The organism is Paenibacillus pinihumi DSM 23905 = JCM 16419 (genome assembly GCF_000422505.1).
In the GTDB taxonomy this organism is placed as follows: Bacteria; Bacillota; Bacilli; order Paenibacillales; family Paenibacillaceae; genus Paenibacillus_D; species Paenibacillus_D pinihumi.
Genome location: NZ_AULX01000024.1, coordinates 97,783 through 122,500 on the forward strand (window position 1 = coordinate 97,783; position 24,718 = coordinate 122,500).

Sequence of the window (24,718 nt, forward strand, 5' to 3'; positions counted from 1 at the left end):
GTGATGGTTGTTGTAGTAAAATTTTTATTATAAAGGAAGTTAGAAAAAAAATAAAGAAAAATAATTTTCGACAGAAGGATTTTATAAGTCGGTGTCGAAAATGTTATGACAGGAAAAGGAATTACATATTAAACGGAGATTCAAAATCAAGGGAGGACCAGAACATTGCAAAAAGTTGAAGTTTTATTAGCTGACGACAACAGAGAGTTCACGAATCTTTTATCCGAGTACATTTCTGAGCAGAGTGATATGGAAGTCATTGGGGTTGCTTATAATGGTGAAGAAGTGCTTCGTCACCTGGAAGAATCCCGCAAAGTGCCAGATGTATTGATTCTGGACATTATTATGCCTCATCTCGATGGACTTGGCGTATTGGAGCGGTTGCGGGAAATGAATCTGTCCCCTATGCCCAAAATTATTATGCTGACTGCTTTCGGCCAGGAAAACATCACTCAAAAAGCAGTGCAGCTTGGTGCTTCCTATTATATTTTAAAACCGTTTGATATGGAAATTCTGGCTAATCGTATTCGCCAACTGGTAGGCAATTCTGTCGTGACCTCTTCGTCAACGTATACCGGCTCCGCAGTAAGTGTGAAATCCAATGTTGTACCGATTGCCAAAGGTAAAAATCTTGACGCGAATATTACCAGCATCATTCATGAAATTGGTGTTCCGGCACATATTAAAGGATATCAGTATTTGCGCGAAGCAATTACAATGGTGTATAACAACATCGAAATTTTGGGTGCGATTACAAAAACGCTGTATCCGGCAATCGCCGAAAAATTCAAAACGACACCATCCCGCGTCGAGCGCGCCATTCGCCATGCGATCGAAGTCGCCTGGACACGCGGCAATATCGACAGTATCAGCCATCTTTTTGGCTACACCATTAATATTAGTAAATCAAAACCCACCAACAGCGAGTTTATAGCGATGGTAGCAGATAAGCTGCGCATTGAGCATAAGGTTTCTTGAGAGGGTAAGAATCAATAAGGTTAGGAAATGAACTGTCTCCATACCTTATGCATCGTTTATATACAAGTGAAGACCGCTTCTTTGCTACCCTACAGGGTGAGTGGGGAGGCGGTTTTTGATTCAATTCCGATAATATTTAGCTAGCATCTGAAAAATTTACATGATCATAAAAAAAGATGGATGGCTTCTTCATACAGAGCCCTCCATCTATGTACTCTTTTCTGTATCAACATCTTACTGAATATTCTGTCTCTCTGGTCTTGGTCTTTTTTTTCTGAAACGGGGGGCAACATAGTTCCGTTTGCGGTCACGGAAGAAAATCCAGCCGCCTATAAATCCAACCCCGGCAATAAACAAAATGACACCAAGCAGGAACTGGCCCCACGCAAAACTATGGACAACTCCATCATCATTTCCGAATCCTGAAAAATAATCAAAAACGGAATCTTTCATTTTCAAAAAACCCACAGTAGCAGCTGCTCCCGGAATTACAAGCAGCAGCACAGCAATAAATCTGACAAGAACAACTCCCATTTCATGCTTCCTCCAGACAGCAACGGCAACGTTATACGCTTATGATTATCCTTATGATACCTTGTTCGCTTCCTTCTGTCCACGTTAAACGGTGCAATGCGGTTTACGATACCCGGTAAAAACAGTTACAATAGCAGTAGGTAGCAAGGTTATACCAATTGGAGGTTATCGGATGACGATTGAAGTAGATATTGCTGTTTTGGGCGGTGGTCCTGGCGGCTACACGGCAGCGATACGTGCTGCACAACTTGGAAAAAAAGTAGCTATTATTGAAATGGACAAGCTTGGCGGGACTTGTTTGCATAGAGGCTGTATACCTAGCAAAGCGCTTTTGCGCAGCGCGGAAGTGTATCATACGGTGAAAGAGTCGGGGGCTTTCGGGGTTACCGTAGGTGAGGTTGGGCTGCGTTATGGCGCGGTTCAGGAACGCAAGAATAAGACGGTCAGTGAACTGTTCACAGGTTTGCAATATTTAATGCGCAAGCATGGCATTCAAGTGATCAATGGCAAGGGCCGTATTATCGGGCCATCGATATTTTCCCCCCGTAGCGGTGCCGTGGCTGTGGAGCTTGCAGACGGAGAGATGGAGACAGTTGTCTCAACCAATCTGATTATTGCTACCGGCTCCAGAACACGGCATTTGCCGGGTCTTGCCCCCGACGGGAAATCAATTTTATCAAGTGATGATGCGCTTGAACTGGATGCTCTCCCATCTTCGTTATTGATAATCGGCGGGGGTGTCATCGGGGTAGAATGGGCTTCGATGATGAATGATTTCGGCGTTGACGTTACGCTGGTGGAAGCGGCAGCGCGGCTGCTCCCCGGGGAGGATTTGGACATCTCGGTTGAACTGGAGCGAATTCTTCGCAAACGCGGGGTAAGGGTATTGACCAGCGTCAAGCTTGACCTGAATTCTTGCAGTTACACTGATAATTCAACTGTTAGCCTATCTGCGGAGACAACAGATGGCGCTGTTTTGCTTGAGGCGGAGAAAATGCTCGTATCCGTTGGAAGAGAAGCTAATGCCGACCAGATCGGTCTTGAGAATACAGATATCCAGCTCGTGAATGGATTCGTTAAAATAAACGGGATGATGCAAACAACGGAACCGCATATTTACGCTATTGGAGATGTCGTCGGCGGGCTTCAGCTTGCCCATGCAGCAGCTCATGAAGGTATTATTGCAGTAGAGCATGCCTGTGGACAGAAGCCTTCTCCATTAGCAGCGACTCGTGTGCCAAGATGTGTATATTCCCGCCCTGAAATTGCATCTGTCGGTCTGACTGAGCATGAAGCACGCAAGCAAGGGTTCAATGTTCGTATCGGAAAGATTCCTTTCTCCGCGCTTGGAAAAGCCAGAGTGCTGGGCGCAAGCGATGGTTTTGTAAAAGTGGTAGCTGATGAAGTGACGAACGATGTGCTGGGTGTTCATATGATTGGTCCTCATGCTACAGATATGATCGCAGAAGCGGTGCTTGCCCAGGTACTGGAAGCAACCCCGTGGGAAATTGGGCAGGCTATTCATCCGCACCCGACGCTCTCGGAAGCGCTTGGTGAAGCTGCACTTGCTGTGGATGGCGGATCATTCGTTTTCTAAAACCTGCAAACCGGCATCCTTTTGAAGTCAAAAGAGGCTATGTTTCTTTTTTGCGACAAACGCGTTATAATTGATATAACCAAGTCTTAGTACCAGGTTATAACACCTGACTTATAAGACGATTCTGAGACGGTGAAGCTTTCGTCTCTTACTACGGATAGGAGGTTGCTCCATGACATATTCCGGATCAGTAGGTCAAACCTTCAAACATCATGAACTTGGACTAAGCGATTCGCAAGTTATAGAGATGTACACCATGATGCAGATGGCCCGAGTATTCGATGAACGGTGCATGCTGCTGCAACGTGCAGGCAAAATTAATTTCCACGTTTCCGGTATCGGACAGGAAGCGGCGCAGGTAGGTGCAGCTTTTGCGCTTGACCGGGAGCAGGATTATTTCTTACCTTATTACCGGGATTACGGATTCGTGCTTTCGGTGGGCATGACGCTTCGTGAGCTGATGCTTTCTGTATTTGCTAAGGCAGAGGACCCTAACAGCGGGGGCCGCCAGATGCCGGGGCATTTCGGCAGCAAGAAGCTGCGCATTGTGACAGGCTCAAGTCCGGTTACGACCCAGGTTCCACATGCTGTCGGACTGGCGCTTGCAGCGAAGATGAAGAAGAAGCCGTTTGTTTCATTCGTCACATTCGGGGATGGATCGAGCAACCAGGGAGATTTCCATGAAGGCTGCAACTTTGCTGGGGTACATAATCTCCCGGTTATTTTCATGTGCGAAAATAACCGTTATGCCATTTCCACCCCGTTTCATAAACAAAGTGCAGGCAAAATCAGCGACCGTGCCCTCGGATACGGATTCCCGGGCGTTGAAGTCGACGGCAATGATGTGCTGGAGGTATATCGTGTCGTGAAGGAAGCGCGTGAGCGTGCGATGCGCGGAGAAGGCCCAACTTTAATTGATGCGCTGACTTACCGGATTTCTCCGCATTCCACTTCCGATAATGATTTGGCATACCGTACGAAGGAAGAGGTTGATGAGCATCGCAGCAAGGACGGGATTTTGTTCTTCAAGCAATATTTGATGGATTGCGGTATTTGGGATGAGGAGCAAAACCAGGCCTTGTTGAAGCAGCTTCGCGAGCAGCTTGATGATGCGACCTCCTATGGCGATAAAGCGTCGTTCCCTGCTCCTGAAGATACTCTACTCCATGTCTATGCCGACTCTGAAGGTCAAGGGGGACAGTAAGAATGCCGGTAATGGAATATATTGATGCTATTCGATTGGCGATGAAGGAAGAAATGCAGCGTGACGAAGATGTCTTTGTACTTGGGGAGGATGTCGGCCGCAAGGGCGGTGTATTTACAACAACCAAGGGCTTGATGGAGCAGTTCGGAGAGCTTCGTGTACTCGATACGCCGCTCGCTGAGTCTGCGATTGCTGGTGTAGCTATTGGCGCGGCCATGTATGGAATGAAGCCAATTGCCGAAATGCAATATTCGGATTTTATGTTCCCGGCTACAAACCAGATTATTAGTGAAGCGGCCAAAATCCGCTATCGTTCCAACAATGACTGGTCCTGTCCGGTTGTTATCCGCGCTCCGATTGGCGGCGGGATCTTCGGGGGGCTCTATCATTCGCAATGTACAGAATCTGTATTTTTCGGAACACCCGGACTTAAAATTGTAGCTCCATATTCCGCTTATGATGCCAAAGGGCTATTAAAAGCGGCAGTGCGGGACCCTGATCCGGTTCTGTTCTTTGAACATAAAAAATGCTATAAGCTTGTAACAGGCGAAGTGCCGGACGACGATTATATCGTTCCGATCGGCAAGGCAAATGTATTGCGTGAGGGTGACGATATTACGGTCATCGGATACAGTCTCCCGCTTCATTATGTAATGGAAGCCGCAGCGGAGCTGGAGCAGGAGGAGGGCATTTTCGCCCATGTGCTTGATTTGCGCACACTTCAGCCGCTTGACAAGGATGCCATTCGCGAAGCAGTGAAAAAGACTGGCAAGGTGCTTATTGTTCATGAGGATAATAAAACAGGCGGTGTCGGAGCGGAAGTATCGGCTATTATTGCTGAGGAACTGCTGTACGAACTGGACGCTCCGATTATGCGGCTTTGCGGTCCGGATGTACCGGCCATGCCAATTAATCCGCCGAGCGAGAAATTTTTCATGCTTAATAAAGAAAAAGCAAAAGAAGCCATGCGCAATTTGGCAATGTACTAAAACAGTTTAAGGCTGCGCATACTCCATTAATGGAAATTCCGGGCATATACAGCCGCTTCAAGAGCTGTACAAGTCTTGAATTTCACTGCGATACGCTTGTCTTGTTGTAACTGATGCAAAGACAAGCAGGCGATTTCGCATTATCCGGGGCCATGCGTGTCTTCCAGCTGAAGGTTAGGAGATGTGAAGGTTTTGAGTAAATTAACGGAAATCGTAATGCCGCAACTGGCGGAATCACTTGTGTCAGCCACAATTGACAAGTGGCTCAAGCAGCCGGGCGACGAAGTGGAAGTATACGAGCCGATTTGTGAAATTTTGACCGATAAAGTCAATGCGGAGCTGCCTTCAACGGTTGCAGGCAAACTGGTTAAAATTTTGGTTGGGAACGGGGAGAAGGTTGATGTAGGCACCCCCGTCTGTATCATTGAGACGGCTGGCAGCGATGAGGACGTTCCACAGATCGTTGCGGATACCATTCAACAATCAAGCAGCAATCATGCTTCGGGTAGCCCCGACGGTGATTCATCTGCTGATCGCAGCATGCGCAACCGTCTTTCTCCTGCTGTTCAGCAGCTTGCTGCCGAGCACGGGGTGGATTTGACTCAGGTTCCGGGCAGCGGTCTGGGTGGAAGAATTACCCGCAAGGATATTCTGGCTTATGTAGAATCTGTCAAAAAATCGGGGGTTGTATCAGTTCCCCAGTCTGTAAATATGGACCCGAAACTGGCTGTTCGGACATCTGGTTTGCATTTGGCTGAAACGCCAAAAATACCGAAAATTGAGATTGAGCAAACGATTCCGGGACGCGGTGAATATTTCATCGATGTTACTCCGATGCGTAACGCAATTGCACGGAATATGCGTCAGAGCGTCACAGAAATCCCCCATGCCTGGACGACGATCGAAGTTGACGTGACGAACATTGTTGTATTGCGCAACAAGCTCAAGGATGAATTTGTGAAGCGTGAAGGTGTAAACTTGACGTACCTGGCTTTCCTGATGAAGGCTGTCGTCAACGCGATCAAGGACTTCCCGATGATGAACTCCGTCTGGGCAGTGGACAAGATCATCGTGAAGCGGGACATCAACATTTCTCTCGCAGTAGGTACCGAAGATTCTGTCTTGACGCCGGTCATCAAAAATGCAGATCAGAAGAATATCGCTGGCCTGGCCCGGGAAATCGACGATCTTGCCCGCAAGACTCGTGAAGGCAAACTGACGCTCAATGATATGCAAGGCGGAACTTTTACCGTTAATAATACCGGTTCCTTCGGTTCCATTTTGTCTTATCCAATTATTAATTATCCGCAGGCAGCGATTCTGACCTTCGAATCGATTGTGAAGCGTCCTGTCGTTATTAACGATATGATTGCAGTGCGGTCGATGGCGAACATTTGCCTCTCACTGGATCACCGGATTTTGGACGGTGTTATTTGCGGCCGTTTCCTGCAGCGTGTGAAGGATAATCTGGAGAGCTATAATTCAGAAACAACTTTGTACTAACATAAAGCCGAAAAAGGACGGGACAGCCATGGAAGAGATGAAATCGCTGGATGCAAGGTTCATTCCGTTCCTGGATTATGGGGAAGCCTGGCAGCTCCAAAAAGGGATCGTCAAAAGTATAGACAAAGGGGAGAGCAGCGACAGACTGCTGTTGCTCGAGCATCCGCCGACATATACAATGGGCTCCCAGCAGCATCCCGAGCATCTTCTGTTAAGCAAGGAAGAGTTGGAGAAGCAGGGCATTGCATTGTATCAAATTGACCGGGGCGGCGATATTACTTATCACGGTCCCGGTCAACTGGTTGGCTACCCGCTGCTTTATCTGGATGCTGTAGGCTTGGATTTGCATGCTTATTTGCGGACGCTAGAGCAGGTCATTATTGACTGGTTGTCCGATTACGGCATTGAGGGCAGCCGGAAGCAGGAATACACCGGTGTATGGGTTGGAGATTTGAAAATTGCCGCCATTGGCGTCAAATTCAACAAGTGCAGGCAGCGCCGCGGCTTTGTGACAAGTCATGGTTTTGCACTAAATCTGAAGGCAGGCATATCTTCAGAAGGCTTTGCGGGTATTATTCCTTGTGGAATCCAGACCTACGGTGTCACTTCATTTGCCGATCTGTCAGGGCAGGAGATGCCCCTGGAACGGGCGGCGGGGGAACTGCTCCCCCATTTTTGCCGGAATTTCGGTTTTGCGCTGCCGGAGCTTGTGAAAGCTTGAAAACCCGCGATTAGTAAAACAGCATTCCAAGGCTCATGACCAATGTAGATAACAGCATGGAAGCAATGATCAGGTAGACCACTACTTTCACCCATTTGTTGTTTTGCATTGCTGCGGTCTCCTTTCGGTTATAATAAGGACAACTATTTTACTATTGTATACGATGTACACGGACGGAGGAAAGTCGATGATTATAGAAAAACGTTTGGTAGAAGAATTCATGGAGCTGGTACGCGTCGACAGCGAGACGCTTCATGAACAGGAAATTTGTCGGGTGCTTAAAGAAAAGTTCGGTGCGCTCGGTCTTCAGGTCGAGGAAGACGATACTGCAGCCGTAACCGGCCACGGGGCCGGCAATCTGATCATTAAACTTGCAGCGAACGGCGTAGAGGGCGCTCCGCCGATCTTCTTTACGTCGCATATGGATACCGTAACGCCTGGTAACGGCATCAAGCCGCAGTTGGATGCCGACGGCTATATCCGCAGCGACGGCACAACCATTTTGGGCAGTGATGACAAAGCTGGCATTGCAGCGATGCTTGAGGCAATCAGAGTGATTCAGGAGCAGAAGCTTTCGCACGGTCAGGTGCAGTTTGTTATTACGGTCGGTGAGGAAGCGGGACTGTATGGTGCAAGAGCAATGGACCCTGCCCGTCTTGAAGCGGTCTTCGGCTATGCGCTGGACTCCAACGGCAAGATCGGTGACATCGCAGTTGCCGCGCCAACCCAGGCGAAGATCACGATGCAGGTCATCGGCAAATCCGCACACGCCGGCGTCAATCCGGAAGACGGCATCAGCGCGATTCAGGTAGCGGCTAAAGCTATCTCGCGCATGTCGCTTGGCCGGATCGATAAAGAGACGACTGCCAATATCGGACGCTTTGAGGGCGGTGGTGCAACCAATATCGTATGTGATCATGTACGTCTCGACGCTGAGGCGCGCAGCATCGTTCAGGATAAGCTGGACAGACAGATTGAGTCCATGAAGCAGGCGCTGGAGAGCGCAGCGAAGGACTATGGCGCGGAATCGGTATTTGAGAGCGAAATTATATATCCGGCGTTTAATTTCTCTGACGGGGACCAGGTTGTCGAAGTCGCTAAAAAAGCGATTTCCCAAATCGGGGAAACACCTCGCCTGTTCCCGTCCGGCGGAGGCAGCGATGCCAATATTTTCAACGGGTTTGGCGTTCCTACTGTAAATTTGGCTGTCGGCTATGAGCATATTCACACAACGAAGGAGCAGATCAAGGTCGAGGATCTTGTTAAAACCTCCCGTCTTGTTGTCGAGCTCATCACTGAAGCAGGCAAGCTGAAGGCATAACGGGATTGCGTCAATGCTTGGTTTTGATGTACAATTGAATCAGTCGGAAGAACCGCAGTGAAGCCTTGCTTTGCTGCGGTTTTTCGCGTTCCGGAGGAGGCCGGAACAAAAAAAACGAATGTATGTTCGAAAAAAAGCTTGGCAAAGGGGAACAAACAAGGTAAAATTAGATTATAAATCGTGAAGGGTGTGAGTTGTTTGTCAGATCGTCGCGCAGCTCTTGAGATGGCACTACGCCAAATAGAGAAACAATTCGGTAAAGGCTCCATTATGAAATTGGGCGAGAACGCCGGCATGCAGGTCGAGACTGTGCCGAGCGGTTCACTTGCTTTAGATATTGCACTAGGAATTGGCGGATATCCCCGCGGCAGAATTATTGAAGTTTATGGACCGGAATCTTCCGGTAAGACAACAGTCGCGCTTCATGCGATTGCAGAGGTTCAGCGTATTGGCGGACAAGCTGCCTTTATCGACGCCGAGCATGCGCTTGACCCGCTCTATGCGAGAAAGCTTGGCATTAATATTGACGAGCTCCTGCTGTCCCAGCCGGATACAGGTGAGCAGGCGCTGGAGATTGCTGAGGCGTTGGTTCGCAGTGGTGCGGTCGACATCATCGTCGTTGACTCCGTAGCAGCACTCGTTCCGAAGGCGGAAATCGAAGGCGAGATGGGGGATTCACACGTTGGTCTGCAGGCTCGTCTGATGTCTCAGGCACTTCGCAAGCTGTCTGGAGCTATTAATAAGTCCAAGACGATTGCGATCTTCATTAACCAGCTTCGTGAGAAGGTCGGCGTCATGTTTGGTAACCCGGAGACGACACCGGGCGGACGCGCGCTCAAGTTCTACTCCAGTGTCAGACTGGATGTACGGCGGATTGAGACGCTCAAGCAGGGCAATGACATGGTAGGTAACCGGACACGGATTAAAGTCGTGAAGAACAAGGTGGCGCCTCCATTCAAGCAGGCGGAGATCGACATTATGTACGGGGAAGGGATTTCCCGTGAGGGCAGTCTGATTGATATCGGGACGGATATGGATATTGTTCAGAAGAGCGGTGCATGGTTCTCCTATAATGGGGAGCGTCTCGGACAAGGACGCGAGAATGCCAAGCAGTATTTGAAGGATCATCCTGATGTTGCTGAAGTGATTGAGCGCGAGGTGCGCAATGCGAGCTCGCTGTCAGAGGCTGCTGTTACTGCCGCATCGCTCGGTGGCGAACAGGAAGACGATGAAGATATTGAAAAAGAATTGTTTTAATCATGACACGGAAGCAGTAATTTTATAATCTGTTATTGGCAATAGAATACTATCATTTGAGAAAAGCACCTTAACCGGGTGCTTTTCTATTCATCCGGAGGTGGATGAAGATATACATAGGAAAAGATGGCTGGTTTGAGCATGACTTTGCCTATTAACGGACAGAGGGAGCCATTTTGTTCATAGCAAGGAGATGAGAATCGTGAAGCCAAGTGGTAAAAGTGAACAGGAGGTCTACCAAATTGATGCCGTCCGCAAGGATGTCCTGCAAAAGGGGCGTTTTCTGATTTGCACGGCAGACCGTGAGGAGCCGCTGCTCTCTGTTCACGAAGATGTGCTGGTCCAGTACCGCTTGATGAAGGGGCGCACGCTTACTGAGGCTGAGCTCGAAGAAGTTGGACGGGGGGACCAGAAGCAGAGCGCCTACGCGCTGGCAATTGCCTATCTGGGCACCAAGCCGCGTACACGCAAGGAAATTGAGCGTTATTTGAATCGCAAGCAGCTCGAGCCGGAGCTGATTGAGCAGGTTGCCGACCGGCTGGAGGCGGAGAAGACGATTGATGACGGGGAATATGCCCGGAGGTATGCAAGTCAGCGCTTGCGCAACAATGCGAAGGGCAGGCTGGCGATCAAGCAGGAGCTGCAGCAGCGGGGTGTTTCGAAGGCAGCTGCGTCCCAGGCTGTCTCTGAGCTTGATGAGGAGACGGAGCTGGCAGCGGCGGTCAGAGCCGCCAGCAGAAAATGGGGGTTTCTTAAGGGAGAATTCCGTGACAGGAAGAGGAAACTGGCGATGTTTCTCATGCGCAAAGGATACCCGTCCGGGGTCGTCAGAGAAGCCGTTAAGGCAGCTGCAACAGAGCCGCTGAACGAGGAAGACGAATATGAAGAGGAATGGACGGATTAAGTGAAAGCCTGTGCTGCGGAAGCATAGTACGGAATCTGAAACGGATCATCAGGACAATAGGCTTATTGTTTCCCGGCTGCATAGAATTTGCATTTGCACCATTCTTTAGAGCGATACGGGGCAAATCCCCGTCTGAAGTCGGGGTAATGCTTGACAATTGAATTTATCAAAAGATAAAATAAGCTTGTATTCCTTTCTAATTTAAATCAGTTTTCCTTCCAAAAATTGATTTGAATGGATTATTTCGTCAATACCTTATGTATGTCGATGAACGGTGTGAACACCGGCTTTGAAAACCCAATAACATCCCAAGCGTTTGCCTTGGTGAATGCAACGAGGAGGTGAGAAAGATGGGGGATATCTTGATCACGATCGTTCTCGTTGTTGGCGCAATATTCTTAGGGGTTGCGATTGGTTATTTTATTCGAAAGTCAATTGCCGAGGCCAAGATTTCAAGCGCTGAGCAAGCTGCTGTTCAAATCGTTGAAAATGCGAAGAAGGAAGCGGAAGCGCAAAAGAAAGAAACGGTACTTGAGGCAAAAGACGAGGTCCACAAACTCCGGTCCGAAGCTGAAAAAGACATTCGTGAGCGTCGTAATGAAATACAACGTTTAGAAAGACGTCTGTTGCAGAAAGAGGAGTCGCTGGATAAGAAGATAGAAGCGCTGGAACGCAAGGAAGAACAAGTTGCCAACAAAGAGAAACGAATCGAGGAAACCCAAGATCAGATTGACTCGATTTACAAGCAGCAAATTTCTGAATTAGAGCGTATTTCCAGCCTCACAATGGAGGATGCCAAACAGTTAATCCTGACGAATGTGGAGCAGGAAGTGCGGCATGAAACAGCGCAATTGATCAAGGAAATTGAGCAGCAGGCCAAAGAGGAAGCTGACAAGAAGGCACGCGACATTATCTCGTTGGCCATTCAGCGTTGTGCAGCTGATCATGTTGCAGAGACGACTGTCTCCGTCGTTTCTCTGCCGAATGAGGAAATGAAGGGCCGGATTATCGGCCGTGAAGGACGCAACATCCGAGCACTGGAAACATTGACCGGTATCGATCTGATTATTGACGATACACCGGAAGCGGTCATTTTGTCTGGCTTCGACCCGATCCGCCGTGAAATTGCCCGTACTTCATTGGAGAAGCTGGTTGCTGACGGTCGGATTCATCCGGCCCGTATCGAAGAGATGGTGGAGAAATCCCGCAGAGAAGTGGACGAGCGTATCCGTGAATACGGTGAGCAGGCTACCTTTGAAGTTGGTGTACATGGACTCCATCCGGATCTTATCAAGATTCTGGGTCGTCTGAAGTACCGTACAAGCTATGGCCAGAATGTTCTGAAGCACTCCATGGAGGTTGCTTACTTGACAGGCCTCATGGCTGCAGAGCTGGGTGAGGACATTACGCTAGCCAGACGTGCAGGATTGTTGCATGATATCGGCAAAGCGCTGGACCATGAGGTTGAGGGCTCTCACGTTGAGATTGGCGTGGAGCTCGCGAAGAAGTATAAGGAACATCCGGTTGTTATCAATAGTATTGCTTCCCACCATGGTGATTGTGAAGCCACCTCCGTTATTGCAATGTTGGTTGGCGCGGCTGACGCCTTGTCCGCTGCTCGTCCCGGGGCAAGAAGAGAGACACTGGAGACGTACATCAAACGTCTGGAGAAGCTGGAAGAAATTTCGGAATCGTTTGAAGGTGTGGAAAAATCCTATGCGATTCAAGCAGGCCGCGAGGTTCGCGTAATGGTTCAGCCAGAAAAAATTGATGATACGGAAGCCTTCCGTTTGGCTCGCGACATTACGAAGAAAATCGAAGGCGAGCTTGATTATCCGGGTCATATCAAAGTGACGGTCATCCGGGAAACCAGGGCTGTTGAATACGCCAAATAATGAACATCTGACAGGTTGTTTGACTGTCTTTTCAACAAGATACAGAATGTACGAGCTGCTGTCGCTAACGCGGCGGCAGCCACAATCTAACAAAGAGATATAAGCAACGGATGCAGCATGAACAACTATACAACTTATATTTCTTGAGAAAGTGGCTGATCATCAGCCACTTTTTAAATTTTTAGCCGAAATTGCTGAAGCATGCTGCATACCAGCATACCGTGAAGGTACAGAGTAGAAAGAAGGTACGGAATGAAGGTTTTGTTTATCGGAGATATTGTTGGCAATGCAGGCAGGAATGCATTAAAGAAAGTGCTTCCTGCTTTGAAATCCAAGTATAACCCTGACATTATTATTGCCAACGGTGAGAATGCTGCAGGGGGCCGCGGAATTACGGGCGCCATTGCCAGAGATTTTTTTAGCTGGGGCGTTCATGGCATTACAATGGGTAATCATACATGGGATAACAAGGATATATTCGAATGGATTGATGATGAGCCGAGGCTGATTCGTCCTGCTAATTACGCGCCGGAGGCGCCTGGCCTTGGGTACACCATCATTAAGGCAAATGGCAAGGAGCTTGGTCTGGTCAACTTGCAGGGCCGTGTATTTTTGCCTCCGATCGACTGTCCGTTCCGCAAAGCGGATGAAATTTTGGATCAGTTGAAGACGAAGACCAAACATATTCTTGTCGATTTTCATGCGGAGGCTACCTCGGAGAAGATTGCCATGGGATGGTATCTGGATGGCAGAGCGTCCATCGTCGTTGGTACACATACGCATGTTCAGACGAATGATGATACGATTTTGCCGCAGGGTACTGCATATTTGACGGATGTGGGCATGGTGGGCTCCCGTGAGGGTGTGCTCGGTATGGAGCGCCAAGCGGTTGAGTACAAGTTTTTAACCCAGATGCCAAGCCGTTTCGTTGCGGATGAGGGCCACTGGCACTTCCATGCGGTATTGGCCGATCTGGATGACGCGACAGGCAGAGCCAAAGCTTTCAGCAAGATCAGATGGGTGGAAGAAGATTTGCTGATGCTCTAGTCTATATGGGCACTGAATATACTCGTCCGTTTCCTGGGCTATGCCACGGGAGACGGACTTTTTTAGTACTAGCCGGATATTGATCTCTGAATCGTCCAAAAATTCAGAACAGTTTGAAAGGTTCGCCGTGAAAAGAAGGAATTTTTCCTCCTCTCTCGAATAGAAATAAGTAGTGGAATTCATCCATCATTCCCGAGGAGGTACTTTTCATGGAAGTATTAAAAGTTTCAGCAAAGTCCAATCCAAATTCTGTTGCTGGTGCGCTGGCTGGCGTATTACGTGAACGCGGCGCTGCTGAATTGCAGGCAATCGGGGCTGGTGCATTGAATCAAGCAATTAAAGCGGTAGCTATTGCCCGGGGATTTGTGGCTCCAAGCGGAGTGGACCTGATTTGTGTCCCTGCGTTTACGGACATTGTGATCGACGGGGAAGACCGTACCGCAATCAAGCTGATTGTCGAGCCGCGATAGAGTTGGTAGATCGGCTTGCTATGCATGCAAACATAAAATTGATCATGATAGAGGCTTATATTTCTGTGCGCGGGCGAAGTCGTGACTATGACGGCTGCAATCGTTATGCAGGGGATGCGAACCTGTTTACATTTCCGTAGGCAGGTTTTTTTGTGTGGTTTGAATGTGCTGGAAGATAGGATTCTCCTGCCTGAAGCGAGGTGTATTCATTTCATGTATGAGGAGGATTTAAATGAAACCTTACCCGCTGGTTGATTTTCATTGTGATGTGCTCAGCAAGCTTCTGGAGGACGAGAGCCTGTCCTTTAACAATGACCCGGCCGGAAAGCTGGATGTTACCTATGAGCGCCTGACGCAGGCAGGGGCGCTTATTCAGGCTTTTGCGATCTACATACCGGAGCGGATGGAGCGCGGTCTGCGTCCTGTGCTGCGCAGTGTCGATCTGTTCTACCGCTGTATTCTTTCGCATCCTGAAATCAAGTTGATTCGCAGTCCTCAAGATGTGCAGGAGATAGGGCAATCGGGAAAACTCGGAGCATTGCTCACACTGGAAGGGCTGGACGGTCTGCAGGAAGACTTCAGCGCGCTTCGGATACTATTCCATCTTGGTGTCCGTTCGGTAGGGCTAACCTGGAATCATGCAAACTGGGCAGCTGACGGAGTTATGGAGCCGCGGCAGGGCGGATTGACCGCCAAAGGACGCCGGCTCATCAGGCTGTGCAACGAGCTTGGGATGCTGCTTGATGTTTCTCATTTGACGGATAAAGGGTTCTGGGAACTTGCAGATTTGAGTACAAAGCCGTTTATCGCCTCGCACTCCAATTCCCGGTCCATATGCGACCATCCCCGCAATCTGACAGATGAACAGATCAGGGCGATTATTGCCGTGGACGGAAGGATCGGAATTACATTTGTGCCGTGGTTTGTGAAAAAGTCAGGGGAGGCCGTGGTGTCAGATGTCATCTCTCATATTGAAAAAGTATGTGAACTGGGAGGTGTGTCCAATCTGATGTTGGGCTCGGATTATGACGGCATCGATTCCCATATTGCCGGACTGGCCCATCCGGGGGAGACGCCAAGACTTGCTGAAGCGCTTCAACCCTACTACACGAATGAACAGATTGCCGGATTTTTCGGGGAAAACGCGCTGCAATTTCTGAAAGACAATCTGCCCGGATAGACTTTTAGGCATCAATCTGTTTGCAGAATCAATTTCATCTAAAAGTTCTATACGAAATACGCTGAAAAGCCTTGCATTTTACTGGAAGGGGACATAAAATTTTATGTGACCATTAAGAAGTGTGATTTATTCAAAACGCGAACTTTATTTGGAAAGAAAACCGGCAGGCATCACATCCGGCACTCATTCAGTTATGCAGTTATGGTTTTGTTGGAAAAATGGGCTGCAGCGTGGTGTGGAGAGAGGTCAAGTTGATAGAGGCTGGCAGGAAATACGATCATGACTATGAGAGTAAAACGCCGCATCTGAAATTATGAAGCAAAATTACCAGTGAATGTTGACCAAAAAGAGGAGTTGGGCATTTTGATTAGTCAATTGTCTTGGAAGATTGGGGGACAACAAGGGGAGGGGGTTGAAAGTACCGACCGTATTTTTTCAACCGCGTTGAACCGGCTGGGCTATTATCTATATGGCTACCGTCACTTTTCCTCCCGTATTAAAGGCGGACATACGAACAATAAAATCCGGATTAGCACGACCCCTCAAAGAGCGATATCCGATGATCTGGATATTCTGGTCGCTTTCGACCAGGAAAGCATCGATCTGAATGCCCATGAGCTTCGTTGCGGCGGTGTCGTAGTTGCGGATGCTAAGTTCAATCCCGCATTGCCGGAGGGCGTAAATGCAAGACTGTTCCCGGTTCCGATTACTTCGATTGCCGAGGAGCTTGGAACTTCGCTTATGAAGAATATGGTTGCTTCCGGGGCATCCTGGGCCTTGCTGGGCTTGCCGCTGGAAGTATTCAATAAAGCGGTGGAAGAAGAATTCGGACGCAAAGGCCCTGCGATTGTAGAGAAAAACGTAGAGGCAGTCAAGCGCGGATCGGAATTCGTGCTGGAGCTGGCAGGAGGACCGCTTGAGGAATTCAGGCTGGAGGCGGCTGACGGTAAGCAAAAACTGTTCATGATCGGAAATGAAGCGATCGGCCTCGGCTGTGTTGCCGCAGGCTGCCGACTGATGTCGGCATACCCGATTACTCCTGCTTCAGAAATTATGGAATATCTGATCAAGAAGCTGCCGAAATTTGGCGGTACCGTTGTACAAACGGAGGATGAAATTGCTGCTGCTACTATGGCAATCGGTGCTAACTATGCAGGTGTCCGTACAATGACCGCATCAGCCGGGCCGGGCTTGTCTCTGATGATGGAGGCGATTGGTCTGGCAGGCATGACCGAGACTCCGCTAGTTATCGTCGACACCCAGCGCGGCGGGCCGTCTACAGGACTGCCAACCAAACAGGAACAGTCCGACCTGAACGCTATGGTTTACGGGACACATGGTGAAATTCCGAAGGTTGTCATTGCACCGGCTACGATCGAGGACTGCTTCCATGATACCGTGGAAGCCTTCAACGTATCCGAACAATATCAGGTGCCGGTCATCGTCATGACGGACCTTCAGCTCTCGCTCGGCAAGCAGTCATGCGAACCGCTGGATTATGAATCGGTGAAGATTGAGCGCGGGAAGCTTGTCAAGGATGCTCCGGAGCTGGCTCCGAATGAGTTGTTCAAGCGCTATGAATTTACTGAGGATGGCGTATCGCCGCGTGTGCTGCCGGGTGAGAAGTATGGTCTGCATCACGTTACCGGTGTGGAGCATGATGAGACAGGACGCCCGTCAGAGAACTCTGTCAACCGCCAGAAGATGATGGATAAACGTCTGGGCAAACTCAAGGAACTATATATTCGCGATGCTATCCGAGCAGATGTGCCGCATGAGACACCAGATTTGCTCCTGATCGGCATGGGCTCGACCGGAGGTACGATTGAAGAGGCGAGACAGCGTCTGGAACAGGAGGGTGTAAAAACCGGCCATGTGACGATCCGCCAGATTCATCCGTTCCCGACAAGTCTGCTTGCTCCATATCTGGACAAGGCCAAGAAAGTGATTGTGATCGAAAATAACGCAACGGCCCAGCTTGCTTCACAAATTAAAATGAATGCAGGCTACGGGGAGAAAATTCATCATTTGCTCAAATATGACGGGAATCCGTTCCTGCCTTTGGAAGTCTACACTGCCTGCAAGGAGTTGAACGAAGATGGCTACATTTAAAGAATTCAGAAATAATGTCAAGCCGAACTGGTGCCCGGGCTGCGGAGATTTTTCCATTCAGGCGGCCATACAGCGGGCGGCAGCCAATGTAGGTCTGGAGCCGGAGAATCTGGCTGTTATCTCCGGTATCGGCTGCTCGGGACGGATTTCTGGCTATATTAACGCTTACGGACTTCACGGCATCCATGGCCGTGCACTGCCGATTGCGCAGGGTGTCAAGCTGGCGAACCGTGAACTGACTGTTATTGCCTCAGGCGGTGACGGCGACGGATTTGCCATCGGAATGGGACATACCGTACATGCCATCCGGCGTAACATTGACATTACGTATATAGTAATGGATAATCAGATTTATGGTCTGACAAAAGGCCAAACCTCGCCGCGAAGCGCAGAGGGCTTCAAGACCAAATCGACGCCGGAAGGCTCGATCGAATCTGTCCTCTCGCCGCTAGAGATTGCGCTCTCGGCAGGAGCGACCTTTGTAGCCCAATCGTTCTCCAGTGATTTAAAACAGCTTACGGCACTGATTGAGGCGGGTCTTAACCATAAAGGCTTCTCGCTGATTAACGTTTTTAGTCCATGCGTTACCTTCAACAAGGTGAATACGTATGACTGGTTTAAGGAAAATGTCGTGAATCTGAGCCAGTTCCCGGACTATGATCCGTCTAACCGGATGCTGGCCATGAATAAGATTATGGAGACGAACGGACTGCTCACAGGACTCATTTATCAAAATACCGAGCGCAAGCCTTACGAGGACCTGATAACCGGATTTAAGCCGGAGGGACTCGCCCAGCAGGATTTGAAACTGACCAGCGACGAGTTTGACAAGCTGCTGTCAGAATTCAAATAAGGTCTTTTGTTCAGTCAAATTGAAGGTATACGGCTGTATAAGCCTGTATGCCTTTTTCCGCGGACTGAAGCATCCTGCTTCAATTCCGCGGCGCAACGCCTTTCTTGATTTACCCGACCCATACTGTGAAATTACTTAGAGACAAAAGGAGAAAAACAAGCAATGAAAACTGTACCTGTAGGTGTGTCAGCCCGTCATATTCATCTGTCCCAGGAGCATGTAGAGCAATTATTCGGTGCCGGATACCAATTGACAGAGATGAAGCCTCTATCCCAGCCCGGACAATATGCCGCTAACGAAACCGTCGCTGTAGTCGGTTCCAAGGGCAGCTTCGGCAAGGTGCGTATTCTCGGACCTGCACGCAAGCAGACCCAACTGGAGGTTTCCCGCACGGATGCATTCGCACTGGGTGTTAATCCTCCGGTTAGAGAATCCGGTTCGATTGCAGGAACACCAGGCATTACAATCCAGGGGCCAGCCGGTGAGGTTGTACTGGAAGAGGGTGTAATCGTAGCTGCGCGCCATATCCATTTCCATACTTCCGATGCCGAGAAATGGGGCATTGCTGACAAGCAGCTTCTGCAAGTGAAGCTGGAAGGCGAGCGCGGATTGATTTTGGACAATGTAATTGCCCGTGTGTCTGCTGATTTTGCTCTGGATATGCATATTGATACCGACGAGGCTAACGCTGCAGGAGCGAAAACAGGAGATACGGCGATTATTCTGGACTAGCCTTTTCCAAAATATGAAGTCCGGATTGCATAGCAGCAAAAAACCATGCTTTGCCCTTTGCGGGATGAAGCATGGTTTTTTTGTCATGCAGCCAATAAAAGTTTATTCATATTTCACTCAAATTGCTTTATTGCTATAATGGATAAGATATGGGCATCTATGTTATAATTTTTTAATGAAATATGGAAACAATTTGTTGCCGCTGTGTGCGTGACAAAAGGCTCGTGCTTTTGTTCTGTCTTCAGTGGTAACGTTTACGCTTGAGGCTTAAAGGGGATGTGTTATTGACATGGCAAAGGAGACACAAAATCCTGCAGTCCTGGCATCAGCCAAGACAGAGAAGGATTATTCCAAATATTTCGATTTCTCGAATGCCAAAGTATTGAGCGAGGATGAGAACGGCAAGCGGGTGCGGATTAACGGCAGAGAGATTCAAATCAAGTCCCAGCCGGATTATAAGGAAGGCAAACGCCGCGGCAAGGAAGAAATTCAGGTTCACTCTGATTTCTCGATTCCGGAGGATATGAGATCTTTCGGTGCAGGCAAGTATTATACAATTTACACCTATGGCTGCCAAATGAACGAACATGACACCGAAGTCATGCGTGGCATGTTCGAGCAGATGGGGTACACCGCGACAGAAGACCGGACGAAGTCCGATGTTATTCTGCTGAATACTTGCGCGATCCGGGAAAATGCAGAGGACAAGGTATTCGGAGAGCTGGGTCACTTGAAGACGCTCAAGACCGAAAAGCCGGGGCTGCTGCTCGGGGTATGCGGTTGTATGTCCCAGGAGGAATCGGTTGTCACCCGGATTTTGAATAAGCATGCCTTTGTAGATATGATCTTTGGAACGCACAATATTCACCGTCTGCCGCATCTGCTCAAGGAAGCGGTGTTCAGCAGAGAACTGGTCGTCGAAGTCTGGTCCAAGGAAGGCGACATTATCGAGAACCTGCCGAAGAAGCGGGAGGGCTTGCGCGCATGGGTCAACATTATGTATGGTTGCGACAAGTTCTGTACCTACTGCATTGTTCCGTATACACGGGGCAAGGAGCGCAGCCGCAGGCCGGACGATGTAATTGCTGAGGTTCGCGAGCTGGCACGCCAGGGCTTCCAGGAAATCACACTGCTCGGGCAAAATGTGAATGCCTACGGCAAAGACTTTGAGGATATCGAGTACAGATTTGGCGATCTGATGCATGATATTTCGAAGGTTGATATTCCAAGAATCCGCTTCACAACCTCGCATCCACGTGATTTTGACGATCATCTGATCGAGGTGCTGGCAGGCCGCGGCAATCTGGTCGAGCATATTCACCTTCCGGTGCAGTCCGGCAGCACAGAAGTGCTGAAGAAGATGAGCCGCAAATATACCCGTGAGCAGTTCCTGGAGCTGGTGCGGAAAATCAAACAGGCGATTCCTGATGTCGTGCTGACTACAGACATTATTGTCGGTTTCCCTGGAGAGACGGAAGAACAATTCGAGGATACACTGTCCCTGGTGCGTGAAGTTGGCTTCCAAGCCGGATTTACATTTATCTACTCGCCACGCGCGGGTACGCCTGCTGCTGTGATGGAGGATAATGTACCTGCCGAAGTGAAGAAGGAACGCCTGCAGCGTCTCAATGATCTTATGGCGGAAACCGCCAAGAAAGCCAATGATCAGATGAAGGGCCGCATTGTTGAAGTGCTGGTTGAAGGCGAGAGCAAGACCCGGTCTGATGTGCTATCGGGACGTACCCGTACGAACAAGCTGATCTTATTTGAAGGGCAGAAGTCGCTGATCGGACAGATGGTGAGTGTAAAGATTACCGGACCGCAGACCTGGCTGCTGAAAGCAGAACTTGTGAATGAAGAGAATGTAAAAGCGGTATAAGTGAGGGAGAAGATAGAGATGACAACGAATCAGCATTCGGCTCAAACCCATAGCCATGACCATAACCACGGCCATTCCCATGATGGAATTTCAGGATGCACGGTCCCGAAATTTGATACACGCGACTTGATTGTGAAAGAAGACATTATGTCCAAGGCAAAAGAACTGGCTCAAATGCTCTTCCAATCAGAGGAAATTCAGCATTATCAACGTGCTGAAAAACAAATCCAGAACAATGATCGGATTCAGGGCTTAATCAGCCAAATGAAAAAGAAGCAAAAAGAGATCGTGGCGTTCCAATCTTTTAACAATCCGTCGATGGTAGCAAAAATCGAGGGTGAGATTGAATCGCTGCAGGACGAATTGGACGGTATCCCGATTGTGACGGAATTCCAGCAAAGCCAGTCCGACATTAACTATTTGCTGCAACTGGTTGTCTCGGTTATCCGGGATACAGTAGCTGAGAAGATTAATGTAGAGGATTCCGAAGCGGACGAGCCTGAGGAATGTATCGAATAATTGAACATTTTCGAATAAAGCGTGTCCTGAGGGCACGCTTTATTTATAATAAAAGCAATTATACAACCGGTTTGCATATATTTTTATACTTCGAAACGGGACGCAGTTATTGTCAAGATTAGGCTGCTTTACATCTGTTCATGTCTTAAGCTTCGGGGAAGGAGATGGATGATGCCTGACTGGTCTTATCATTCTTTATTCAAGCCTGTACTGTTCCGCCTGCCGCCGGAGCAGGCACGGAAGCTGACATTATCGGCAATTGGACTGCTGGGTCGTCTTCCTTTCGGTTCAGGACTGAAATTAATCGATTGGATGGGCCATATGGCGCCCCCTGCCGCGCTCCAGAACCGTCTTGGTAAATTGGAGCTGAGTTCACCAGTGGGTCTGTCTGATGCTGTTGATCCCCTCCTTTTGGGGACGGAATCATTTACCCGGTTCGGCTTCGGCTTTATTATGCTTGGAGCAGTTGCGCCGGAAATTGGCGGGCCGGATGACGGAACTGAATTGCGCAAGGTCTGGCAGGACCGGGAGCGGGAGGCGCTATGTTATAACCGCCGCACGGAGCGGTCAGATACAGGTACGCTGCTTAACCGGCTGTCCAGACTGCCTGCTAAGCATGCCGAACAGCCGAAGCGCGGACTTACCTGGCTTGCAGAGACTGCTCGGGAAGGGCAGCGGGCAGAAGATTGCAAACTTGTCCTCCGTTTGTCGCGTCACATCGACTTCTGGACAGTGGATGCCTGCGGGCCGGACGGTAAAATCAACGAACCGGCGCTGCGCGAAGCTGTAGCCGTGCTGAAGCAGGCAGCCCCGGATCAGCCCTGGCTGCTGCATCTCTACCTGGATACACCTGCAGAAGAAACGGCGAGGCTCAGAGATTGGGCCAAGCAGCAAGGAGCGGCAGGAATATGGCTGGACGATACAGCCGAGGAAGGGGCAGGTACATACGTATCCGGCCGCTGTAATCTGGAGCGTTTAATCAATAAAGTACGGCAATTAACGGTTACCGGAGAAGAAGGCTTGCCTGTAGCTGTATCGGGAGCTGCGACTGAACCGGAGGAAGGCCGGCTGCTGCTTCAAGCCGGGGCGAGCTGGCTGGCACTTCACAGTGGGATGGTGTACAGCGGGCCCGGCTTGCCAAAGCGGATCAATGAGATGTTGGCACAGGACGCGGATCAGCAAGGCCATTTGCTTCAAAGGCCCAACGGGGATTCAGCGGAGAATGGCTGGTTCCGGGCCTTCATAAACTCACTCCGCAGCGGCTGGGGATTCATCATGCTGCTCGGAGTCGGAATGCTCATTGGGGGCCAGCTTGCCTGGCTGATTGCCGCTACAACGATCGTGTTGCCCTATGATTTGCAATATATCGGCATGACCCGTCCGGAGCTGGAGCTGGTGAACGACCGTTTGCTGCCTTTTATGATGCATGACCGCCTGACATTGGCTGGCACTATGATGGCTATCGGTATTCTATATATTGGGCTGGCCAGGTTCGGCATGAGACGCGGGCTACATTATGCCAGACAGACAGTGCTCGCCTCGGCAGCTCCAGGCTTCCTCAGCTTCTTTCTCTTTTTAGGGTTTGAATATTTTGATCCGCTCCATGCGCTGGTTTCGGCATTGCTGTTCCCGTTTTTTATACTCGGTATCGCCATGCACCGGAAATACCGGTTTCACGTTCCCCCGGTTAACCGGCATAATGACTCGCGCTGGCGCGAGGGACTGCGGGGGCAGCTTGCATTTGTTATTTTGGGATTTTCCTTGATTATTGGGGGCATTATCATCTCATTAATCGGAATGGGCAGTGTTTTTGTCCCGGAAGATTTACTGTACCTCTGTACAACTTCAGAGGAGCTGGCTCAGCAAAATGAAAGACTTATCTCCCTTGTTGCCCATGACAGAGCCGGCTTCGGCGGTGCGCTGCTGAGTCTCGGTATCGGAGTGCTGCTGCTCAGCCTGTGGGGGTACCGGCAGGGAGAAAGCTGGATCTGGTGGACGCTTGCCATTTCCGGAATGTGTGGCCTATTTACCGGATTTGGGGTTCACATTGCAATTGGTTACGTGAATCAGTGGCATTTGTTCCCTGCGTATATTGTGTTGTTGCTCTATATTTTCGGCCTTAAGTATTCTTACCGGTATCTTCATGCCCGTCCGGCTTCAGCTTATGAACAGCCAGGAAATTTTACAGGCTGATCGATTACAAATTCGCATAGACGTTTAACTGGCAGCCAAGGTGGTAAAGGATATGCGGTTGCAAACCTCAAGGATTCCATAGATATTAATAGGCTGTGAAGCCGAAAGCAAAGAACCTCTGCTCGCGTAAAAGCAACGGGATCAGAGGTTCTTTGGGCTGACTTTGACTCACAGACCTTCGGCATGCGTCAACGCGCCTTGTGATTTGCTTGTGCAGCAGGAGCAACGCTCCTGGTACTGTGAAGACTTGGCATATAAGCGTACAATGCTGATGTCACAATGGCCGCGACAACAGATTTGATGAGATCACCTGGCAGGAACGGGAACATGCCGACTGTCATTGCCTTACCAATGGATAAATTCGCTGCATGGGCAAGCCATGGAACACCGCCGACATACGAGAGCAGGGAGCCGAAGACCATAAAGACAACAAATAAAACGGCCAATCTCAATTGTTTGCTCCGCCCGATAGCTGGTGAAGCAAACACCTTGCGGGTGAAGTAGCCAACAACGAGCGCACATAACGGGAACATCCAGATGAAGCCGCCAGTCGGGCCAAATACAACGGCCAAACCACCTTGACCGCCAAGCAGCGGCAAGCCAAGTGTTGTCAGTATACAGACGAACAGGATGCTCAAAAAGCCGTAGCGTGCGCCTAAGAAAGCTCCGGCCAGCATAAGCGCAAGATTTTGCAGTGTAATCGGCACCGGGGAAAATCCAAGCGGAAGCTTGATCGCACTCATCACAATAAATAAAGCGGAGAATAGCGCGGTGTACACGATGCTGCGAATGGGACTGGACATTATGTAATCTCTCCTTTATTCTATTGT

At 49.4% G+C, this 24,718-nt stretch carries 22 protein-coding genes; 19 read left to right on the top strand and 3 right to left on the bottom strand.

The annotated features are described in order from the left end of the window. Positions 1–165 precede the first annotated feature (165 nt). On the top strand, positions 166–978 hold the full coding sequence (gene spo0A, locus H583_RS0108070) for a sporulation transcription factor Spo0A (protein WP_028560023.1): 813 nt from the start codon (positions 166–168) through the stop codon (positions 976–978). A gap of 234 nt (positions 979–1,212) precedes the next feature. Here spo0A and H583_RS0108075 read toward each other — a convergent pair whose 3' ends face one another. Beyond that, positions 1,213–1,512, bottom strand: coding sequence for a DUF2627 domain-containing protein (locus H583_RS0108075; RefSeq protein WP_028560024.1), 300 nt, complete (start codon positions 1,510–1,512; stop codon positions 1,213–1,215). 172 nt (positions 1,513–1,684) lie between these two features. Here H583_RS0108075 and lpdA point away from each other — a divergent pair, with 172 nt between their 5' ends. The 5 genes from lpdA to lipB all read left to right on the top strand — a co-directional run bounded on the left by lpdA (position 1,685) and on the right by lipB (position 7,526). Continuing rightward, complete coding sequence (gene lpdA / locus H583_RS0108080; protein ID WP_028560025.1) at positions 1,685–3,109, top strand: dihydrolipoyl dehydrogenase; 1,425 nt, start codon at positions 1,685–1,687, stop codon at positions 3,107–3,109. Positions 3,110–3,281: 172 nt separating this feature from the next. Further along, complete coding sequence (locus H583_RS0108085) at positions 3,282–4,313, top strand: thiamine pyrophosphate-dependent dehydrogenase E1 component subunit alpha (protein ID WP_028560026.1); 1,032 nt, start codon at positions 3,282–3,284, stop codon at positions 4,311–4,313. 2 nt (positions 4,314–4,315) lie between these two features. Next, complete coding sequence (locus tag H583_RS0108090; RefSeq protein ID WP_028560027.1) at positions 4,316–5,302, top strand: alpha-ketoacid dehydrogenase subunit beta; 987 nt, start codon at positions 4,316–4,318, stop codon at positions 5,300–5,302. Between the two features lie 216 nt (positions 5,303–5,518). Continuing rightward, a complete protein-coding gene (locus H583_RS0108095) occupies positions 5,519–6,805 on the top strand; it encodes a dihydrolipoamide acetyltransferase family protein (RefSeq protein ID WP_036708901.1) in 1,287 nt (428 codons plus the stop codon). Between the two features lie 28 nt (positions 6,806–6,833). Continuing rightward, a complete protein-coding gene (lipB, locus tag H583_RS0108100) occupies positions 6,834–7,526 on the top strand; it encodes a lipoyl(octanoyl) transferase LipB (RefSeq protein WP_028560029.1) in 693 nt (230 codons plus the stop codon). Positions 7,527–7,536: 10 nt separating this feature from the next. Here lipB and prli42 read toward each other — a convergent pair whose 3' ends face one another. Continuing rightward, a complete protein-coding gene (prli42, locus tag H583_RS36555; protein ID WP_154665833.1) occupies positions 7,537–7,635 on the bottom strand; it encodes a stressosome-associated protein Prli42 in 99 nt (32 codons plus the stop codon). A 78-nt stretch (positions 7,636–7,713) separates the two neighbouring features. Here prli42 and H583_RS0108110 point away from each other — a divergent pair, with 78 nt between their 5' ends. The 13 genes from H583_RS0108110 (at position 7,714) to H583_RS0108170 (ending at position 23,888) form a co-directional block, all read left to right on the top strand. Beyond that, complete coding sequence (locus tag H583_RS0108110; RefSeq protein ID WP_028560030.1) at positions 7,714–8,847, top strand: M20/M25/M40 family metallo-hydrolase; 1,134 nt, start codon at positions 7,714–7,716, stop codon at positions 8,845–8,847. Positions 8,848–9,045: 198 nt separating this feature from the next. Next, positions 9,046–10,104 (top strand): recombinase RecA, encoded by a 1,059-nt coding sequence (recA, locus tag H583_RS0108115; RefSeq protein WP_028560031.1) that lies wholly within the window; start codon positions 9,046–9,048, stop codon positions 10,102–10,104. A gap of 202 nt (positions 10,105–10,306) precedes the next feature. Continuing rightward, entirely contained in the window at positions 10,307–11,008 is a 702-nt protein-coding gene (locus H583_RS0108120; protein WP_028560032.1) for a RecX family transcriptional regulator, read from the top strand. Positions 11,009–11,358: 350 nt separating this feature from the next. After that, positions 11,359–12,903: a ribonuclease Y gene (gene rny / locus H583_RS0108125; protein ID WP_028560033.1), complete on the top strand. Its 1,545-nt coding sequence runs from the start codon at positions 11,359–11,361 to the stop codon at positions 12,901–12,903. 252 nt (positions 12,904–13,155) lie between these two features. Then, entirely contained in the window at positions 13,156–13,950 is a 795-nt protein-coding gene (locus H583_RS0108130) for a TIGR00282 family metallophosphoesterase (RefSeq protein WP_028560034.1), read from the top strand. A 209-nt stretch (positions 13,951–14,159) separates the two neighbouring features. Then, positions 14,160–14,420, top strand: a complete 261-nt coding sequence (locus tag H583_RS0108135) for a stage V sporulation protein S (protein ID WP_005550495.1) — start codon at positions 14,160–14,162, stop codon at positions 14,418–14,420. A 232-nt stretch (positions 14,421–14,652) separates the two neighbouring features. Continuing rightward, on the top strand, positions 14,653–15,600 hold the full coding sequence (locus H583_RS0108140) for a dipeptidase (protein WP_028560035.1): 948 nt from the start codon (positions 14,653–14,655) through the stop codon (positions 15,598–15,600). 363 nt (positions 15,601–15,963) lie between these two features. Next, on the top strand, positions 15,964–17,712 hold the full coding sequence (locus H583_RS0108145; RefSeq protein WP_028560036.1) for a 2-oxoacid:acceptor oxidoreductase subunit alpha: 1,749 nt from the start codon (positions 15,964–15,966) through the stop codon (positions 17,710–17,712). Continuing rightward, positions 17,699–18,565 carry a 2-oxoacid:ferredoxin oxidoreductase subunit beta gene (locus H583_RS0108150; RefSeq protein ID WP_028560037.1) on the top strand — a complete coding sequence of 289 codons (867 nt, stop codon included), beginning with the start codon at positions 17,699–17,701 and terminating at the stop codon, positions 18,563–18,565. The genes H583_RS0108145 and H583_RS0108150 overlap by 14 nt, the downstream gene beginning before the upstream one ends. A 162-nt stretch (positions 18,566–18,727) precedes the next feature. Continuing rightward, positions 18,728–19,297 carry a phosphate propanoyltransferase gene (gene pduL, locus H583_RS0108155; RefSeq protein ID WP_028560038.1) on the top strand — a complete coding sequence of 190 codons (570 nt, stop codon included), beginning with the start codon at positions 18,728–18,730 and terminating at the stop codon, positions 19,295–19,297. Positions 19,298–19,586: 289 nt separating this feature from the next. Then, positions 19,587–21,176, top strand: a complete 1,590-nt coding sequence (gene miaB / locus H583_RS0108160) for a tRNA (N6-isopentenyl adenosine(37)-C2)-methylthiotransferase MiaB (protein WP_051236167.1) — start codon at positions 19,587–19,589, stop codon at positions 21,174–21,176. An 18-nt stretch (positions 21,177–21,194) separates the two neighbouring features. Then, on the top strand, positions 21,195–21,695 hold the full coding sequence (locus tag H583_RS0108165) for a YlbF/YmcA family competence regulator (protein WP_028560040.1): 501 nt from the start codon (positions 21,195–21,197) through the stop codon (positions 21,693–21,695). Positions 21,696–21,863: 168 nt separating this feature from the next. Next, the gene (locus tag H583_RS0108170; protein ID WP_154665834.1) at positions 21,864–23,888 is read left to right on the top strand and encodes a dihydroorotate dehydrogenase; all 2,025 of its coding nucleotides are present in this window, start codon (positions 21,864–21,866) and stop codon (positions 23,886–23,888) included. Between the two features lie 188 nt (positions 23,889–24,076). On the opposite strand, the gene H583_RS0108175 is transcribed toward H583_RS0108170, so the two are convergent. Further along, positions 24,077–24,691 carry a biotin transporter BioY gene (locus tag H583_RS0108175; RefSeq protein ID WP_028560042.1) on the bottom strand — a complete coding sequence of 205 codons (615 nt, stop codon included), beginning with the start codon at positions 24,689–24,691 and terminating at the stop codon, positions 24,077–24,079. Positions 24,692–24,718 lie beyond the last annotated feature (27 nt).